Below are 17,193 nucleotides of genomic sequence, written 5' to 3'. Positions count from 1 at the left end.
CACAGGTTTACCGCAAATCACCTCTTGCGGAAAACAGGTGATTCTCCGCACGCTATAGCGATCCGGACCGCGCCATACAGGTACCCCAATGAACAGACTTCCCTACGTCGCCACCGGCTGCCAGCCGGTGAACTGGCAGCTCGACCAGATCGTCAACGACCTGCGCGATGCCCGCGCCCAATGGCGCAGCCAGCATGGCCGCCTGCAGGACCGTGGCGGCCGCGAACTGCCGTCGCGCGTCACTGTCGGGCATATCATCGAGGCCCTGGGCGGCGCCCTCTTCCCCATGCGCCTCGGCCCGGCAGACCTGCGTGAGGAAAGCGAGGACTTCTACGTCGGCCACACCCTGGACGTCGCGCTCAATGCCCTGGCCGGTGAAGTGCGCCGCGAGCTCTCCTACGCCGCACGACAAAATGGCGCCAGCGGCGATGACATCGCCTGCCAGGCCATCGAGATCGTCAAGGGATTCGCCGCCACCCTGCCCAAGCTGCGGGTGCTGCTGGATACCGACGTGCTGGCCGCCTTCCAGGGCGACCCGGCGGCGCGCAGCGTCGACGAAGTGCTGATCTGCTATCCGGGCGTGCATGCGGTGATCCACCATCGCCTGGCCCATTACTTCTACAAGGCCGGGCTGCCGTTGCTGGCGCGGATGATCGCCGAGATCGCCCATTCGGCCACCGGCATCGACATTCACCCCGGCGCACAGATCGGCAAGAGCTTCTTCATCGACCATGGCACGGGCGTCGTCATCGGCGAGACCGCGATCATCGGCGAGCGTGTCCGCATCTACCAGGCGGTAACCCTGGGCGCCAAGCGCTTCCCATCGGACGAGGAAGGCAACCTGCAGAAGGGGCAACCGCGTCACCCGATCGTCGAAGACGATGTGGTGATCTATGCCGGCGCGACCATCCTCGGCCGCATCACCATCGGCAAGGGTTCCACCATCGGCGGTAACGTCTGGCTGACCCGCAGCGTGCCGGAAGGCAGCAACATCACCCAGGCCAACCTGCAGAACGAATGCGGGGTTTGAGTGCCACGGCCGGGCCACGCTGATGGGTGTCGTTCCTCTACCCATCCTACGAAAAGCGCGGTGGCACCGTTGTAGGATGGGCTACGCTGCGCTCAGCGCAGCTTGTCCACCATTGCCGCGATCACCGTCAGCACGTCCTTGCCCAGGCGCTTGGAACGGTCGCCGTTCCAGGCCGTGCGCGGGTGCGGGTTGTCGTCGTGGTCCTTGAATGGCATCTCGATGGTGAACGACAGGCAGTCAAAGGCCATGCCCACCGCATTGCAGGCCAGGGTGGTGTTGGCCTTGCCCGGCTCGTCGCGGGGGTAGCCGAACTTCGTCTGGAACTCCGCCCCCATGTCCACCAGGCGCTGGCGGAACTCGCTTTCCAGGGCTTCCAGGCGTGGCGTATAGCCGGGGTTGCCTTCGCAACCGGCGGTGAACACGTGGGGGATTTCCTCGTCGCCGTGGATGTCGAGGAAGAGGTCTACACCTACCTTGCGCATCTGCTGCTGGACGAAGAACACCTCGGGCGTCTCGGTGTCGTCGGCCGACTGCCAGGCGCGGTTCAAGTCCTTGCCGGCGGCGTTGGTACGCAGGTGACCGCGGAAGGCGCCGTCCGGGTTCATGTTCGGCACCAGGTAAAGGTCGGCCTTGGCCAGCAACGCGTCCACTTCGGCATCGCCGCGCTTCGACAGGCGCTCGATCACGCCCTCCATGTACCACTCGGCCATGTGCTCGCCGGGGTGCTGCTGGGCGATGATCCAGACCTTGCGCTGGGCATTCGGGTTGCGGCTGACGCGCAGCAGCGGGATCTCGCGACCCTCGATGCTCGTACCGATAGCCACGACCTCGGCGCCGGCCTTGTCCAGGGCTTCGCTGATCAGCCAGTCGTGACGGGCACGGCTGTAAGGCTCGAAATAGGCAAACCAGATCTGCTCGTGGGTGGGCTCCAGGGCGAAGTGCAGGCCCTTGTCGTCGAAACTGCTGGGGACTCGGAACCAGTTGACCTGGTCGTAGGAGGCGGCGGCGTTGTAGCCGGCCCAGGCGTGGCTGTAGGCGGACTGCCCGGCATTGGTCAGGCTGAAGCCGTGGCGCTGGCCGGGGGTCATGTCCTCGACCTTGAAGTGGAACCACTGGAAGTGGTGGCTCTTCAGGTCCGGGCGCATGGCCAGTAGCACCTGCTGCGGGTTGCTGGCGTCAATCACTTCGATATTGCCGCTGTCGAAGTCCGAGCTGATCTTCATGGATACCTCAGGGGCGGTGTTTCACGGTTGCGACAGGATCGCAGGTCGGGTCACGCAGGGAAATCGTCGGGGCGACATCGACGGACAGCCGGCGCCCCGCAGTTCTTTACTCGCCGCGGTCTTCCAGACGCGCCAGACGGGCTTCCAGGTCGGCGACCCGGGCCTCCAGTTCTTCGATGCGCGCATCGGCAGCAGCACGGGACTCACCACGCTCCGGCTGGCTGGCGCGCGCTTCCATCAGGGCCTCCAGATCCGCCGGCTCGCCCATCAGGTGCATGTAACGATCCTCGCGCTGGCCACCCTGGCGCGGCATCAGCACCACCAGCCCACGCGCGATCAGGCGCTCGAGCTGATGGCGGACGTCTTCGGTGTCGTCGAAGTCGGTCATGCGATTGCTGCGGGTCAGCAGTTCGCCCAGGGTCTGCGGGCCACGCAGCAGCAGCAGGCCGATCAGGATCAACTGCGGCTGTACGATTTCCAGCGCCTTGTCCGTTCGCTGCTCCCAGCGGTCGGCGCGACTGCCCATCACAAGCTTCACCAGGCCGCGCGACTCCAGGTTGCGCAGTGCCTGGCCGGCCTGGCCCGGGGTGACGTTCATCACCGGTTCGCGGCTGGTCTTCTGGTTGCAGGCCAGCACCAGGGCGTTGAGGGTCAACGGGTAGGCTTCGGGGGTCGTCGCCTGCTTCTCGATCAGGCTACCGACGAGTCGGGCCTCGATGGCAGTGAGGGGGGCTTCGGCGAACTGGGCATGAATCTCGGTGGACATAGCACTATCCGTTTGCTGAAAAGTGCCACTAGCCTAGTCCCCGGCGGCTAGCGAGAAAAGCGTTCTAAGAGGAAGTCGATGAAGGCCCGCACCTTGGCCGGCAAACGGCGCCCTGGCGGACAGACCGCGTAGATCTGCGAACTGGGCAACGCAAAGTCCTGCAGCACCTCCACCAGCCGGCCCTTGGCCAGGTTTTCCTCCAGCAGGAAGCGCGGCAGCGACACCAGCCCAAGGCCATCCACCGCAGCCTGCACCAGCACCTCGCCATTGTTGGCGATCAGCCGCGGCCGCACCGCCACCGAACGCCACTCACGCCCCATGAGGAACTGCCACTGGCTGCTGTTGGCGCGGTTCTTGTACCCCAGGCACTGGTGCTCGCGCAGGTCCTCCGGCACCTCGGGGGTGCCGCGTTCGGCAAGGTAACCGGGGCTGGCGCAGACAGCATGGGGACAAGGCCCCAGCTCGCGGGCTACCAGGGTGGAATCGGGCAGGCGGCCGATGCGCAGGGTCAGGTCGTACCCCTCGTTGACCAGGTCCACGTAGCGGTCGTTCAGGTCCAGCTCCACCTCCAATCCCGGATGGGCCTGCATGAACTCATTGAGCGCCGGCGACAGGTACTTGAGGCCGAAAGACATGGGCGCCGCCAGGCGCAACCGCCCGCGCAGTTCGCTTTGCAGGCTGCGGGTGGCTTCTTCGGCCTCGACCAGGTCACGAAGAATGCGCTGGGTGCGCTCGAAATAATCCAGGCCGGTTTCGGTGAGGCTGAGGCGCCGGGTCGTGCGGTTGAACAACCGGCACTCCAGGTGCCGCTCCAGTGCGCTCATGCGCCGGCTGACCACCGACTTGGCGATGTTCAGCCGCTGCGCCGCTGCCGAAAAGCTACCGGCCTCGACCACCACCACGAATACCCGCATGTCTTCGAACAGGTTCATCTCTTGCTGCCAATAGGGGGCGATGAGCCTTTATTGCAGGTTAGGCGGAATTGGGCATTGGCATTTGTTAAGGCACGCATTTGCAGGTCGCACACCTTGTGGGGACGAATTCATTCGCCAAGGGTAGCGAAGCTGCCCCTCGCAGGCGCCCAGGGCAGGCCACGGGCCGGCTTGGCGAGTAAACATCCGGGCTACTGACTGCATTGCCCGTAGGAGCTGGCTTGCCAGCGAATGGTCCCGCTTCGCTGGCAAGCCAGCTCCTACACAGACATGGCGAATGAATTCTCCCCTACAGCAGGAGCATCACCCTCCCCTCCACTACCCGCACCGGCACCGCGTCCAGCCGGCTGCCTTCGCAGGGCCCTTCGATGCACTGACCGTCTTCGAAGCGGAACAGGGCGCTGTGATGGGCACACATCAGCACCTGGCTGCGGTAGGTGCTGAACTCACCGGGGCGGAAGTCCAGCGGCACCGAGAAATGCGGGCAGCGATTGCGATAACCCCATACATCCTCGCCGCGACGGACCAGCACCAGCGCCTGGATGCGGCCGTCCAGTTCGGTGTTCAGCGCCAGGGCGCCACCATCGGTGATGGCGTCCAACGTGCAGAGGGCGTTCATCCCCGCAGCTCCGGATTGCCCAGGCCCCAGTTCCAGGGGCGGATCTCGATGTGTTCGAACAGCCCGGCGCGTACGTAGGGATCATCACCGAGAAAGGCCTGCACCTCGGCCAGGCTCATGGCTTCCACCACCAGCAGGGTGCCGTTCATGCGGCCGTTGCCGTTGTCCAGGGTGGGGCCCCCGAGGCGCACCACCACCCGGTGCGGATAGGGGTTGCGCAAGTGTTCCCGATGGGCCGGGCGCACCTGGTTGCGCAGGCCGAGCTGGTCCGGCTTGTCGGTGGCGAAAACGGCGAAGTACTGACTCATGCGGTTTCGCGCTCCAGCACGAAGTCGTAGCTGGCGAGGCGGAAGGCCCCATCAATGTCATGGCGGACCGCCAGTGGATGGTTCGCCTGGCACGGCTGATAGACCACTTTCAGAGAATCCTTCACGCCGAACACCACATCCGACTCCAGGTACGGGTCGTCATGGTTGAACAAGTGGGTGACCAGGGTGCGGTGACCGGGCGCCATGACCATGAAATGCAGATGCGCCGGGCGCCACGGATGGCGGTCGCTGGCCTGGAGCAGGCGCCCCACCGGGCCGTCTGTGGGAATGGGGTAGCTCACCGGGATGATGGTGCGGATGGCAAAACGCCCTTCCTCGTCCGTGCGGTAGCGACCGCGCAGGTTGGTCAGGGGTTGATCCGGGTCCTGCCCGGAGTACATGCCGTTCTCGGCGGTCTGCCAGACATCCAGAACGGCACCCGCGATGGGCTCGCCCGCCGCGTCAAGCACACGTCCCAGTACCAGGGCCGGTTCACCCGGCGTGAAGGCCATGTTCTCGCCATGGCCGCGCTCGGGCATGCCGGCAATGTAGAACGGCCCGAATACCGTGGTTTCGGTGGCCGCGTCACTGGCCCGGTGGTTGATGGCGTCCACCAGCATGGACAGGCCGATCACATCGGACAGCAGGATGAATTCCTGGCGCACGATGCCGTCGCACTGCTTGCCGGTGTCAGTGAGGAAGCGGATACCTTCCAGCCATTCCTCCTCGGTCAGCTCCACCTCGCTGGCGAAGGCATGGAGGTGGCGAACCAGGCTTTGCACCACTTGGCGCAGACGCGGGTTGGGCGTGTTGGCGAAGGCGGCGACGGCCTGGGCAGAAATTTTCGCTTCGTTAGGCGGGATGTTGTTCATCTTGTGTTCCCGTTGGGTCGGTGACGGCGAGAGGCGTGGAAGTTCCCTCTCCCTGAAGGGAGAGGGATTAGAACGTCACGCGGGAGGCAGGCCCTGCCAGGCGCGGACAAGCATGGCTTCGATGGCGTCCTGCTCGAAGGGGCGCGGGTTGAAGTAGGGACTGGAACAGGCGATCACCGCCGTTTCCGCTGGCCCCTCCTCGGGCAAGCCGAGCTCGGCGAGGGACGCCGGAATGCCCAGCCTCTGATTCAGGGCGAACAGCAGCGCCCCGACCTCACCCGCCTCTTTCCCGCCCAGGGCACGGGCCGCGCGGCGCAAGGGTTCGGCGGCGGCCTCGCGGTTGTAGTGGGCGGCATGGGGCAGCACCACCGCATGGGCCTGGGCGTGGGGCAGGTTGAAGGTGCCGCCCAACGTGTGGCAGAGCTTGTGGTGGATGGCCATGCCCACCGAGCCCAGGCAGATACCGGCCAGCCAGGCGCCATAGAGCGCCCGGCTGCGGGCTTCGGCGTCTTCCGGGTTGGCCACCACGCCCGGCAGGGATTCGGCCAGGGCGCGGATGGACTCCTCCGCCATCAGGGTAATGATGGGGTTGGCGTCCTGGGCGTAGAGGGCTTCCACCGCGTGGGCCATGGCGTTCATGCCGGAGCAGGCGGAAATGGCCGTCGGCAGGCTCAAGGTGAGTTGCGGGTCGTAGACCACCGTTTTCGGCAGCACGCGGAAGTCGCGCCCGGTCTTCTTCAGGCGGTTCTCGGTCATGCCATAGATGGGGGTCATCTCCGAGCCCGCATAAGTGGTCGGCACGGCGAGGATCGGCAGGCCGGATTCCAGGGCAATCGCCTTGCCCAGGCCAATGGTGGAACCGCCGCCGATGGCCACGCAGCAGTCGGCGCCAAGCCGGGCCGCCTCTTCACGGGCGGCACGGGCCACTTCCACCGGCACATGCATCACCGCCTGCGGATAGACCCCGGCGGCACGCTCGCCGAGGATGCCTGCCACGCGCTCACCCAGGTGACGCTGCTCCGGCGTGGTGAGAATCAGCGCGCGGCGGGCGTCGAGCTTGTCCAGTTCGTCGGCCAGGGTTTCCAGCTTGCCCCAGCCGAATACCACGCGAGAGGCCAGGCCTTGGTAGATGAAGGGATTCATGGTGGACCTCAGCGCTTGAAATGGGGCGGGATCTTGGCGTCCACGTTGACCCACACCGAGCGGGCCTCGGTGTAGTCGTGGATGGCCTCGAAGCCCATCTCGCGGCCATAGCCGGACTGGCCGACGCCACCGAAGGGGCTACCGGGGCTGACGCGTTTGTAGCAGTTGATCCAGCACATACCGGCGTGGATGTTCGCCGCCATGCGGTGGGCGCGCTGCAAATCACGCGTCCAGAGACCGCTGCCAAGGCCGTACTGGGTGCCATTGGCAATCGCCAGGGCTTCTTCGTCGGAGGAGAAGCGCAGCACGGTGACGAAGGGGCCGAACACCTCTTCCTGGGCCACGCGATGATCCGGCTGGGCTTCGACGACGGTGGGCTCGATGTAGTAGCCGTCGGCCAATGCCGCATCACTGGGCGCCTTGCCGCCGCTGAGGACGCGCCCGCCCTGGGCACGTGCGATATCAACGTAGGCCAGCACCCGATCACGGTGCTGGGCCGAGGTCAGCGGACCCATTTCGGTATTCGGGTCCAGCGGGCTGCCCAGGCGGATGGAACGCGCCAGGCCGATGAAACGCTCGAGGAACTCGTCGGCGATGCGCTCGTGGAGGATCAGCCGCGAGCCGGCAATACAGGCTTGGCCCTGGTTGTGGAAGATGGCCCAGGCGGCGCCATTCACGGCGGCCTCCAGGTTGGCATCCTCGAAGACGATGTTGGCGCCCTTCCCGCCCAGCTCCAGTTGCACCCGCTTGAGATTGCCCTGGGAGGCTTCGACGATGCGTCGACCGGTGGCGGTGGAACCGGTGAAGGCGATCTTGCCCACGTCTTCATGCTCGGCCAGGCGCTGGCCGGCGGTATGGCCGTAGCCCGGCACCACGTTGACCACGCCATCGGGGAAGCCCACTTCCTTCATCAGCTCGGCGATGCGCAGGGTGGACAGCGGGGTGATCTCCGACGGTTTGATCACCACCGTGTTGCCGGCGGCCAGGGCCGGACCCATCTTCCAGCTGGTGAACATCAACGGGAAGTTCCACGGCACGATCTGGCCGACCACGCCGATGGGTTTGCGCTGCACATAGTTGAGGAAGCCCGCTTCCACCGGAATCACCGCGCCCTCGATCTTGTCGGCCATGCCACCGAAGTAACGGAAGCAGGCAGCCGTGCGCGGTACGTCGAGACTGCGGGAATCGCGGATCGGGTGCCCGGTATCCAGGGACTCCAGCTGCGCCAGTTCCTCAAGGTGTTCTTCGATCTTGTCCGCCAGCTTCAGCAGCAGGCGGCCGCGTTCGGCGCCGGACAGCGCGGCCCAGGCCGGGAAAGCCCGCTTGGCGGCAGCCACTGCCAGGTCCACGTCCTCGGCTTCGGCGGCGGCGATCCGGGTGATCAGCGAGCCGTCGTGGGGCGACAGGACCTCGATAGTCCCGCCCTTCAGGGCCGGTACGAAACGGCCGTCGATGAAGAGTTGGTTTTGCATGGGAAAAGCTCTCCGGGCGCCGCGGCGAACTGCGGCGTCTGTGTATGACGTGAAGTACTTCCCCCTCCCAGAGGGAGAGGGAGCAGAACGGATCAGAAGTCCACCGGGTAGGGCTTCAGCTCGCCGCTCTCGTAGCGCTGCGGCAGGTTCGGCGTGGCGTTCTCCCACACCAGCAGCATGGAGCGCTTGGTGGAGTAGCCCTGGTGGCGGATGTCCGCAGGCATGGCACAGATATCGCCGGGACGCATGGTGATGCGCGCGCGTGGCGCACCGTCGTCCTTGTCAGCCACATCCCAGATGATTTCGTCGGAGAGTTGCAGGAACCACTCCACGCGGTCGTTGCCGTGGAACACCGGAAGGATGAACTCCTCGGTGGTCGGGCAGAACAGGCTGGCCTTGCACACCGAGCTGACCGAGGGGTTCCAGGTCACATCGGAGCGCGACAGGTATTTGTAGAGGTTGAAGGCATGCAGTTCGCCCTCGAAGCCTTCGGCAGCGTGGATCTCCGGCTCATCCTGGGGCACATCGACAAACTGGCGGTTCACCGGCAGGTCGTTGCGCAACGGCGAATCATCCGGAAGGCCCGGCATGCGCCGGGTGGCCACGCGGAAGCGCTCGATGGCTTCGATGTTGTCGCCGTTCTTGCGACCGAAGGCGCTGCCGGTTTCCTCCGGCGCGGCGAAGGGGTCGAAGCCGGCGTTGGTCCAGTCACGCAGGATGGCCTTGAAAGTGGCCATGATCTTCGGCGTCTCGAACTGCTCGGTGTAATCCACACCAGCGGTTCTCAGCACGCCGTTGAAGGTGCCGGCATAGAGATCGACCTTGCCGTAGTGGTTACGGGTGCCGATCACTTCGTCGAAGTTCACCCAGCCGTAGAAGAAGCCCCAGGCCACATCGCGCATGGTGGCGCGCAGGAAGGCGTCGGCGGGAATCAGGTGCGAGCGCTCCTGGCCTTTGGCTGGCCACTGGATACGCACGAAGTATTCGTCACGGGACAGGGTAAAGGCGCCCAGCTTGAAGCTGCGGTAGCCGGTAACGGAATCAGGCAGGCTGGCTTCGACTTCATCGGCGGCGAAGCTGGCGGAGGTATCGAGGGTTTCGAGCATGGCCATGGTGGATGTCCTCTTGTTCTGGTTGTCGGTCGGGGCTGTCACTTCAGGCAGATGTCTGCCCACTTCTCCACCGACAGCGGTCCCTTGATGGTCTGCAGCAACAACACGTTCGGGCGCGCACTTTCGAAGCGATAGGCACAGCCGGCCGGCAACAGGGCCTGGTGGCCGCGCTTGAGCAGGACATAGCCCATCGGGCGGCCCTTGGGCTGCTCACCGGCCAACTGGGTGCCCTCACCTTCGGCAAGTGGCTCTTCAAGCTTGAGGAAGTCCACCCGCACCTCGCCGTCCACCGAGATGGCGAACTCGTCGTGGGCGGCGGTGTACCAGGGAGAGGTGCCTTCGGCGCGCAGGGTCTCGATGACATAGCCGAGGTTCAGGCCGACCACGACCTTTTCATAGGGAGCGGAACGGCTGGCGACGTCGAAGATATTGGAGAAAGCGTAATGGCGGGCTTCGCCCTGGATGATCTCGATCGACCCCATGCGATGGTCGTCGAGCGAGCCGAAGACAGTACGGAACGCGGCAGTGCTCATCTCATTCACCGTTTGTTGTTGTAGTGGGTGAGTGAACGTTACGAGCGGCACCCGCAACCAACAATTCCAAGGCAGGCGACAACAGTGTTTGCAAAACGCGAACAGTCTTGGAAGCGCTCTAGCACGCCGCTCTCGGCAAGCTGCGCGGCTTTATCCGCAAGATAAAAACCACAACAGCGGGAACGATGGAGAGACGCTATCGCCTACATTGATCGAATAAATCGATTATGCCAATTCAAGGAAATAGCCTTTCCACATTGCGCAATAGCCCTCTCAAAAAATCACTAACTCATTGTTTTTAATAGGCCACCAATAACTATCATCGGTGTCGATGGTAACCATCACGCAGGATCACTTCTTGATCGAAAACGTATCAGTAACATGGGCCCCGTAGACGAATTCCACCCCCCTCACCGAGGTGCCCGAAAATGAAAAAGCAAATCCTTGCCAGCCTGTTCATCGCCAGCCTGTCCGCCACTGCTTTTGCCCTGCCCCAGGGTTCCGTTGTCGCTGAAGGGGGTTCCGACCGCACCAGCATCCACCGCGTAGCCGAAGGTGGTGCTGACCGCACCGGCGCTAACCGTATCGCTGAAAACGGTTCCGACCGCTCCCAGTCCCTGCGGGTAGCTGAAGGCGGCTCCGATCGCACCAAGGCCTTCGATGTCGCTGAAGGTGGTTCCGACCGCACCAAGGCCTTCGATGTCGCCGAAGGCGGTTCCGACCGCACCAAGGCCTTCGATGTCGCCGAAGGCGGTTCTGACCGCACCAAGGCCTTCGATGTCGCCGAAGGTGGCTCCGACCGCACCAAGGCCTTCGATGTCGCCGAAGGCGGTTCTGACCGCACCAAGGCCTTCGATGTCGCTGAAGGCGGCGCCGACCGCACTGGTGCCAACCGCATCAGCTGATCCCGGAGCCGTTCAGAGGCAGGCAATCACGATGTATGCAAATCCTCGAAAGGCAGAAGGCGCCACATGTGGCGCCTTCTTTCTATTTGGGGCTGAAAAATACGGGCAGACCGCCCGGCGCCGCTCGGTACGTGCAGACTCCGCGCCGCTCCCTACTTCACCAGGCTCAGGCGCTTGTCGGTGAACACGCAGATCACTCCCGCCTCGTTGTACATCACCTGATAGTTGAAGTCGCAATACGCCGCCGCCACGCTCAACGGCAGGGACTGGTTGATCGCCTTGCCCGCCTTGAACCAGGACATCTGCCCGGGCTTGCACAGCTTGGCCTCGGCATCGGTGCTGTAGGTGCAGAGCACCGCCTGGTCGATGGGCTCCTCTTTCAGGCAACCAGCCAGCGGCAGGGCCACGAGTCCGATGAGTGCGAGTTTCTTCAAAGGCGACATGAAAGGCTCCGTAGTGGGACGATCCGCCGAATGTGCGGACCCGGGGCCTTTGATCCACAGCCCCGCGTCAGGTTCCGCGGACGGATCAGGTATAGCCGGTATAGAGCAGCATCCCCCAGGACATCAGGAAGATCGCCGCTAACCCAACCAGGTAGTAGCCGCCCGCCATCAATAGCCTGATGACCAGCGGACGAGGCGAATCGTGGATCAGGGGGAGCGCTGAAACGGCCGGCACCAGGAACATGCCGAAGGTGCTCAGGCTGGAATTGAACAGCCAGTAGATCTGGAAGAATTCATGGAGCAACTGGGCAAGGAAGATGAAGAGCACCGGCGTCCAGACAGGCGCGACCAGCAGCATGGCCTCCACCGGGTCCCGCAATGAGTATTTTTGCTCGCACTGGATGCCCATTTCGCCCCCTGTGCAGGTGGCTCGCGATTGGATAACCGCGCTTTTTGTGAGGCTAGCCAAGCCAGCCCGCAGCGCAAGCCGGCACCAGCCTTGGCCGACATGCTGTCGTCCAGCGGTCCTGGCCGGCGCAGGGTCTATAGTCGATGGAGGTCATTTCCCCATCGCCCACCCCCACCGGAGGCCTCGCACATGGACACCAGCCATCACTCCCTCAGTGCCCTCTTCGACCAGCTCGGCCTGCCCTCCGACAAGGCCGGAATAGAACGCTTCGTCACCGGCAATCGACTCGCGGTAGGCCAGGCCCTGCCTGATGCACCATTCTGGAACCAGGCCCAGTCCGCCTTCCTGCGTGACGCCTTGACGGAGGATTCCGACTGGTGCGAGGAAGCCGACGAGCTGGCGGTGCTACTGAGCAAGTAGATCGCCAGAACGAAAAAGGCGGCCACCAGGGCCGCCTTGCATTACGTCAGCGTTCAGAAGTCCTGCACCGTAGGACGCAGCACCACTTCGCTGATGTCCACATCAGCCGGTTGTTCGATGGCATAGGCAATGGCCCGCGCCACCGAGTCGGCGGGTATGGCCATCTTGTAGAACTCGCCCAGGGTCTGGGTGCTTTCCTGGTGAGAGCTCCCGTGCTTCAGTTCGGAATCGACTGCGCCGGGGGAAATCACCGTGGTGCGGATGGCGCCACCGACCTCATGGCGCAGCCCCTCGCTGATGGCACGCACCGCGAACTTGGTGGCGCTATAGACGGTGCCACCTGGGCTGAACACCTTGATGCCGGCGACTGACGCGACATTGATGAAATGCCCGCTGCCCTGCTTGCGGAACAGCGGCAGCGCTGCTGCTACGCCGTGGAGGACACCCATGACATTGATGTCGAACATGCGCGACCACTCGTCGACCTTGACTTCATCCATGGGCGCGATGGCCATCAGCCCGGCGTTGTTCAGCAGCACATCGACACGGCCGAAGCGCTGCACCGCGCCGTCGATCAGGGCGGCCACCTGGCTGGCAGAGGTGACATCGGTGGCGATGGCCAAGGCCTCACCGCCAGCCGCCTCGATCTCCGCCACCAGGCTTTGCAGGCGCTCGACCCGACGCGCGCCGAGCACGACCTTGGCGCCCAGGGACGCCAGGTGCCGGGCGGTAGCTTCGCCCAGCCCACTGCTGGCACCGGTAATGACCACGACCTTGTTGGAGATGTTGTTGCTCATGAAGGCACTCCCAGGAAGCCCGGAATCGGGATGAATCCGGTGACTGAGCGCCAGTATCGGAAAGGTTTTATCGTCAATGAATGGAATAGTTAGGATTTAGCAATTCCAGTTAATGGAACACTGACCATGTTCAATCGCATCGAACTGCTACGCATCCTCTGTGTTGCCGCCGAAACCCCAAGCTTCCGCGAAGCCGCAACCCGCCTCGGCGCTTCGCCGCAAACCGTGACCCGCGCCATCAAGGACCTGGAAGATCAGTTCGGTGAACCGCTGTTCCATCGCAGCACCCGTCACGTGCAGATCACCGCCTTCGGCGAGCGCCTCGCCAGCCAGGCCCGCGAGGCCCTGGCCGGACTGGACCAGTTGTTCCAGGAGCATGGCGGCAAGCGCGAAGAGGCGTTGGCCGGGCGCGTAGGCATTGCCGCACCGCGCTCGGTCGGGCGACGTTTTCTGCTTCCCGTACTCGCGGACATTGCCCGGGAACACCCAGGCATCCACTTCGACATGCGCCTCTCCGACCAGCTCACTGACTCCGTGGAACAACAGATCGACCTCGGCGTACGCATCGGCTTCATTCGTGACCGTCGCTATATCGCCCGGGCCGTGGCGCAGATCCCCATGCGGGTGGTCGGGACCCCGGAGCTGCTGCAACGCCAGGGCACACCCGGGACGGTGGACGCCCTGCACCAGACCCCAACCACCGCATTGATCGACAGCAACACCGGACGCGTCTGGCCCTGGATGTTCGCCGAGGGTCGGCAGATCCAGCCGGCAAATGCAGCGTTCTGCACCGACGACCCGGAGAACGAACTGGACGCTGTACTGGCCGGAATCGGCTTCGGTCAGCTACCCAGCTACCTGGTCGACTCGCACATCCGTGCCGGCCGCTTGCTGGCAGTGCTTCAGGACCAGGCGCCAGCGCCCTGGGAAATGTTCATCTACCGCCCCCAGCAAGGCCCCGTATCGCCGCGGGTAAGGCTGGTCCACGATTTGCTGGTCGAGCACCTTTCCGACCCCGCCTTCGTTCCGCAGGGCTGACTGGACAGCACGAAGTCGAAGCCTCTGTAGGGTTCTGCAGCTACGTAGCCTGACTCAAGGTGCCCCTATAGGGGCCACGCCATGCCATCGACAGGAATGATGTTCACCATCACCTCCTTTCAATTCCGCGCTGGATGCCCGGGCGTCACTATCGCTCCATCGGCCCTGCGGCCAACCGGAACGAGACCAATGCCATGTCAGCCGACCCTCGTATCAGCGACAACCTCTATCAAGTCACCCACGTGACCCTGGATGACCTGCGGCTGCACTTCGAGACCGAAGTCGTGGTGAGCCTGGAAGACGGCAGCCTGGCCGTGCGCAAGGCCCCCACTCCGGTGGCCGAGCGCAAGGCCCTGCGTGAGCTGATCTGCGCCGCCCAGGCGGCCTGAATCAGGCCGGCTTCACCTGTCTTGGCAACGGCAGCTTGTAGAAGCGCTGCCCCACTGCCGCGTAAAGCGCATTGGCCACGGCCGGGGCAATAGGTGGAACGCCGGGCTCGCCAACACCGGTAGGCGCTTGCGCCGACGGCACGATGTGCACCTCCACCACCGGCATCTCGTTGATCCGCAACACCTGGAAGTCGTGGAAGTTCGACTGCTCCACCACCCCATCCTTCAGGGTGATCGCGCCATGCAGCGCGGCGGCCAGGCCGTAGCCGATGCCACCTTCCATCTGCGCCCTGATCACGTCCGGATTGATCGCCACGCCACAATCCACCGCGCAGACCACACGATCCACCTTGTAGCTGCCATCGGCCTTTACCGTCACTTCCGCCACCTGGGCGACGAAGGAGCCGAAGGACTCATGCACGGCAATGCCACGCCCGCGCTTCTCGCCTTCCGCGCCCGGCTGCATTGGCTGGTTCCAGCCCGCTTTCTGCGCGACCAGCTCCAGCGCCCCAAGATGGCGTGGTTTCTTGCCGAGCAGCTCGTGGCGATATGCATAAGGGTCCTTGCCGGCAGTGGTGGCGGCCTGGTCGATCAGGGATTCCACCGCATAGGCGGTATGGGTGTGCCCCACCGAGCGCCACCACTGCACCGGTACGCCAATGTCGTCCGGCGTATGCAATTCCACCTGCAGGTTGGGCACCGCGTAGGCCAGGTTGGACGCGCCCTCCACCGAGGTGTGATCAATGCCTTCCTTCACCATCGCCCCCTCGAAGGCCGTGCCCTTGAGGATGGACTGCCCCACCACGCGCTGGTGCCAGCCCTGCAGCTTGCCCTCGTCATCCAGCGCCAGGCGCGCGCGATGCAGGTAGGCCGGGCGGAAGTAGCCGCCGTGGGTATCATCCTCGCGGGTCCAGACCAGTTTCACCGGTACGTCCTGACCTTTGGCCCGGGCCGCCTTGGCGATGGCCACCGCCTCCAGCAGGTAGTCCGACTGCGGGTTGGCGCGACGACCGAAACTGCCACCCGCGTAGAGCTGGGTCAGGCTGACCTTCTCCACCGGGATGCCCAGGTACTTGGCGATAGCCAACTGATCCACCGTCTGGAACTGCTCACCGTTCCAGACATCGCACTGGCCGGCGGATATCTTCACCAGGCAGTTCATCGGCTCCATGGCGGCATGGGCCAGATAGGGGAACTCGAAGTCGGCCTCGATCAGCCTGGCGGGCTGGGCCATGGCCGTGGCGATATCGCCCTGCTTGCCGGCGATCCGGCCTTCCTTGCCGGCGGCCTCACGATAGCGGGCGAAGATCGCCTCGCTGCCGAGTTTGAATGCCTTTGTTTCGTCCCACTCCACCACCAGGGCGTCTCGGCCCTGGCGCGCCGCCCAGGTGTTCTTCGCCAGAACCGCGACGCCGGCGCGACCATGGGGCGTGTCGGTGAACTCCACGACCTCCACCACACCGGGCACGGCCTTGGCCTTGCTCGCATCCACCGATTTCGGCACACCGCCAAAGCGCGGCGGGTAGGCGACTACCGCCACCAGCATGCCGGGCAGCTTGAAGTCCTGGGTGAAGGTGGCGCTGCCGTCGGTCTTGTCGGCGCTGTCCTTGCGGGAAAGACGATCCTGACCGATCAGGGTGAAATCCTTCGGCGACTTGAGCTGTACCTCGGCCGGCACTGGCTGGCGCGCCGCTGCCGCGGCCAGTTCGCCGAAGCCCGCCTGTTTGCCCGAAGCGGCGTGGCTGACCACCCCCTTGCTCACGGTAATTTCCGCCGCCGGTACCTTCCACTGTTCGGCGGCGGCCGCCACCAGCATGGCGCGGGCGCTGGCACCGGCCTTGCGCATCTGCTCGTAGGAGTTGGCGATGGCGGAGCTGCCACCGGTGCCCTGCATCGGACCAAACGCCAGATTGTTGTAGAGCGTGGCGTTGGCCGGTGCGCCCTCGACCCTCACCTGGCTCCAATCGGCATCCAGTTCCTCGGCCAGCAAGGTAGCCAGGCCGGTATAGCTGCCCTGCCCCATTTCCACGTGCTTGGCCAGGACGGTCACGCTGCCGTCATCCGCGATTCGGACGAAGGCATTAGGCATGAAAGGCCCGGCTGCAGCAGCCAGGGCTTCGCCACTTCGCAGCAGCGGCGCGAAGGCGATGCCCAGCGCGAGACCGCCACTGCCCTTGAGGAAGGTACGCCGGCTGACATTGAGGATGCCGCTGGAGGCCCGGGTATTGGTTTCGAACGTGCCCATGTCGACTCTCCTCAGGCCAGGGTGCCGGCCGCTTCATGGATGGCGGCGCGAATGCGCACGTAGGTGGCGCAGCGGCAGATGTTGCCGCTCATGGCCGCATCGATATCGGCATCGCTCGGTTTCGGGTTGCCGCGCAGCAGCGCCGTGGCGGACATGATCTGCCCAGACTGGCAGTAGCCGCACTGCACCACGTCGAGCTTGCGCCAGGCCGTCTGCACGGCCTTGCCTACCGGGTCTTCGGCGACCGCTTCGACGGTGGTGACCTTCTTGCCCACCACCGCGGAAACCGGGGTGACGCAGGACCGGGTCGCCTGGCCATCGATATGCACGGTACAGGCACCACACAGGGCCATGCCGCAGCCGTACTTGGTGCCAGTCAGGTTTACAACGTCGCGCAATGCCCAGAGCAAGGGCATGTCCGCAGGCACATCGAGTTCAACGTCGTTGCCGTTCAGGTTCAGGGTAATCATCAGGCTTACCACCTCTGTCTGGATGGTTCGGGAGAAACCGATCGGCAACGCCGAACGGGCATTCAGG

At 64.5% G+C, this 17,193-nt stretch carries 20 protein-coding genes; 5 read left to right on the top strand and 15 right to left on the bottom strand.

The genetic code is table 11. The features are described from left to right. The first annotated feature begins 88 nt into the window (after positions 1 to 88). On the top strand, positions 89 to 1,030 hold the full coding sequence (gene epsC / locus FFS60_RS18405) for a serine O-acetyltransferase EpsC (RefSeq protein ID WP_051246937.1): 942 nt from the start codon (positions 89 to 91) through the stop codon (positions 1,028 to 1,030). A gap of 92 nt (positions 1,031 to 1,122) precedes the next feature. On the opposite strand, the gene FFS60_RS18400 is transcribed toward epsC, so the two are convergent. The 10 genes from FFS60_RS18400 to FFS60_RS18355 all read right to left on the bottom strand — a co-directional run bounded on the left by FFS60_RS18400 (position 1,123) and on the right by FFS60_RS18355 (position 10,010). Next, complete coding sequence (locus FFS60_RS18400; RefSeq protein ID WP_028631275.1) at positions 1,123 to 2,253, bottom strand: M14-type cytosolic carboxypeptidase; 1,131 nt, start codon at positions 2,251 to 2,253, stop codon at positions 1,123 to 1,125. Positions 2,254 to 2,359: 106 nt separating this feature from the next. Beyond that, on the bottom strand, positions 2,360 to 3,019 hold the full coding sequence (locus tag FFS60_RS18395; protein ID WP_028631274.1) for a YceH family protein: 660 nt from the start codon (positions 3,017 to 3,019) through the stop codon (positions 2,360 to 2,362). A 47-nt stretch (positions 3,020 to 3,066) separates the two neighbouring features. Further along, a complete protein-coding gene (locus FFS60_RS18390; protein WP_137822779.1) occupies positions 3,067 to 3,951 on the bottom strand; it encodes a LysR family transcriptional regulator in 885 nt (294 codons plus the stop codon). A gap of 289 nt (positions 3,952 to 4,240) precedes the next feature. Continuing rightward, positions 4,241 to 4,570 (bottom strand): Rieske (2Fe-2S) protein, encoded by a 330-nt coding sequence (locus tag FFS60_RS18385; protein WP_137822778.1) that lies wholly within the window; start codon positions 4,568 to 4,570, stop codon positions 4,241 to 4,243. Next, positions 4,567 to 4,878, bottom strand: a complete 312-nt coding sequence (locus FFS60_RS18380; RefSeq protein ID WP_028631271.1) for a YciI family protein — start codon at positions 4,876 to 4,878, stop codon at positions 4,567 to 4,569. The genes FFS60_RS18385 and FFS60_RS18380 overlap by 4 nt, the downstream gene beginning before the upstream one ends. Then, complete coding sequence (locus FFS60_RS18375; RefSeq protein ID WP_137822777.1) at positions 4,875 to 5,750, bottom strand: intradiol ring-cleavage dioxygenase; 876 nt, start codon at positions 5,748 to 5,750, stop codon at positions 4,875 to 4,877. The genes FFS60_RS18380 and FFS60_RS18375 overlap by 4 nt, the downstream gene beginning before the upstream one ends. Positions 5,751 to 5,825: 75 nt before the next feature. Continuing rightward, complete coding sequence (locus tag FFS60_RS18370; RefSeq protein ID WP_137822776.1) at positions 5,826 to 6,893, bottom strand: maleylacetate reductase; 1,068 nt, start codon at positions 6,891 to 6,893, stop codon at positions 5,826 to 5,828. 8 nt (positions 6,894 to 6,901) lie between these two features. Beyond that, positions 6,902 to 8,365 carry an aldehyde dehydrogenase family protein gene (locus FFS60_RS18365; protein WP_028631268.1) on the bottom strand — a complete coding sequence of 488 codons (1,464 nt, stop codon included), beginning with the start codon at positions 8,363 to 8,365 and terminating at the stop codon, positions 6,902 to 6,904. 92 nt (positions 8,366 to 8,457) lie between these two features. Next, positions 8,458 to 9,477, bottom strand: coding sequence for a hydroxyquinol 1,2-dioxygenase (locus tag FFS60_RS18360; RefSeq protein WP_137822775.1), 1,020 nt, complete (start codon positions 9,475 to 9,477; stop codon positions 8,458 to 8,460). 38 nt (positions 9,478 to 9,515) lie between these two features. After that, the gene (locus FFS60_RS18355; RefSeq protein ID WP_028631266.1) at positions 9,516 to 10,010 is read right to left on the bottom strand and encodes a hypothetical protein; all 495 of its coding nucleotides are present in this window, start codon (positions 10,008 to 10,010) and stop codon (positions 9,516 to 9,518) included. A gap of 428 nt (positions 10,011 to 10,438) precedes the next feature. On the opposite strand from FFS60_RS18355, the gene FFS60_RS18350 reads away from it, so the two are divergent. After that, positions 10,439 to 10,915 (top strand): hypothetical protein, encoded by a 477-nt coding sequence (locus FFS60_RS18350; protein ID WP_137822774.1) that lies wholly within the window; start codon positions 10,439 to 10,441, stop codon positions 10,913 to 10,915. Positions 10,916 to 11,067: 152 nt separating this feature from the next. On the opposite strand, the gene FFS60_RS18345 is transcribed toward FFS60_RS18350, so the two are convergent. Continuing rightward, positions 11,068 to 11,358, bottom strand: a complete 291-nt coding sequence (locus FFS60_RS18345; protein WP_028631264.1) for a hypothetical protein — start codon at positions 11,356 to 11,358, stop codon at positions 11,068 to 11,070. A gap of 85 nt (positions 11,359 to 11,443) precedes the next feature. Beyond that, positions 11,444 to 11,767 (bottom strand): hypothetical protein, encoded by a 324-nt coding sequence (locus tag FFS60_RS18340; RefSeq protein ID WP_137822773.1) that lies wholly within the window; start codon positions 11,765 to 11,767, stop codon positions 11,444 to 11,446. A gap of 189 nt (positions 11,768 to 11,956) precedes the next feature. Here FFS60_RS18340 and FFS60_RS18335 point away from each other — a divergent pair, with 189 nt between their 5' ends. Next, positions 11,957 to 12,187 (top strand): DUF2789 domain-containing protein, encoded by a 231-nt coding sequence (locus FFS60_RS18335; RefSeq protein WP_028631262.1) that lies wholly within the window; start codon positions 11,957 to 11,959, stop codon positions 12,185 to 12,187. 53 nt (positions 12,188 to 12,240) lie between these two features. Here the strand turns inward: FFS60_RS18335 and FFS60_RS18330 are convergent, their stop codons facing one another. Next, on the bottom strand, positions 12,241 to 12,984 hold the full coding sequence (locus tag FFS60_RS18330) for an SDR family oxidoreductase (RefSeq protein WP_028631261.1): 744 nt from the start codon (positions 12,982 to 12,984) through the stop codon (positions 12,241 to 12,243). Positions 12,985 to 13,110: 126 nt separating this feature from the next. On the opposite strand from FFS60_RS18330, the gene FFS60_RS18325 reads away from it, so the two are divergent. Together FFS60_RS18325 and ptrC are read left to right on the top strand one after the other, a co-directional pair. Beyond that, positions 13,111 to 14,022, top strand: coding sequence for a LysR family transcriptional regulator (locus tag FFS60_RS18325; protein WP_028631260.1), 912 nt, complete (start codon positions 13,111 to 13,113; stop codon positions 14,020 to 14,022). A 194-nt stretch (positions 14,023 to 14,216) separates the two neighbouring features. Continuing rightward, complete coding sequence (gene ptrC / locus FFS60_RS18320) at positions 14,217 to 14,411, top strand: type III secretion system co-regulatory protein PtrC (protein WP_028631259.1); 195 nt, start codon at positions 14,217 to 14,219, stop codon at positions 14,409 to 14,411. A 1-nt stretch (position 14,412) separates the two neighbouring features. Here the strand turns inward: ptrC and FFS60_RS18315 are convergent, their stop codons facing one another. Next, the gene (locus FFS60_RS18315) at positions 14,413 to 16,656 is read right to left on the bottom strand and encodes a xanthine dehydrogenase family protein molybdopterin-binding subunit (RefSeq protein ID WP_137822772.1); all 2,244 of its coding nucleotides are present in this window, start codon (positions 16,654 to 16,656) and stop codon (positions 14,413 to 14,415) included. 11 nt (positions 16,657 to 16,667) lie between these two features. Next, positions 16,668 to 17,126: a (2Fe-2S)-binding protein gene (locus FFS60_RS18310; protein WP_028631257.1), complete on the bottom strand. Its 459-nt coding sequence runs from the start codon at positions 17,124 to 17,126 to the stop codon at positions 16,668 to 16,670. Between the last annotated feature and the right edge of the window lie 67 nt (positions 17,127 to 17,193).

It is taken from the genome of Pseudomonas sp. D(2018) (assembly GCF_005502555.1).
In the GTDB taxonomy this organism is placed as follows: Bacteria; Pseudomonadota; Gammaproteobacteria; order Pseudomonadales; family Pseudomonadaceae; genus Metapseudomonas; species Metapseudomonas resinovorans.
The sequence above is the reverse complement of the archived record's forward strand: the minus strand, read 5'-3'. Positions and strand labels throughout refer to the sequence as shown.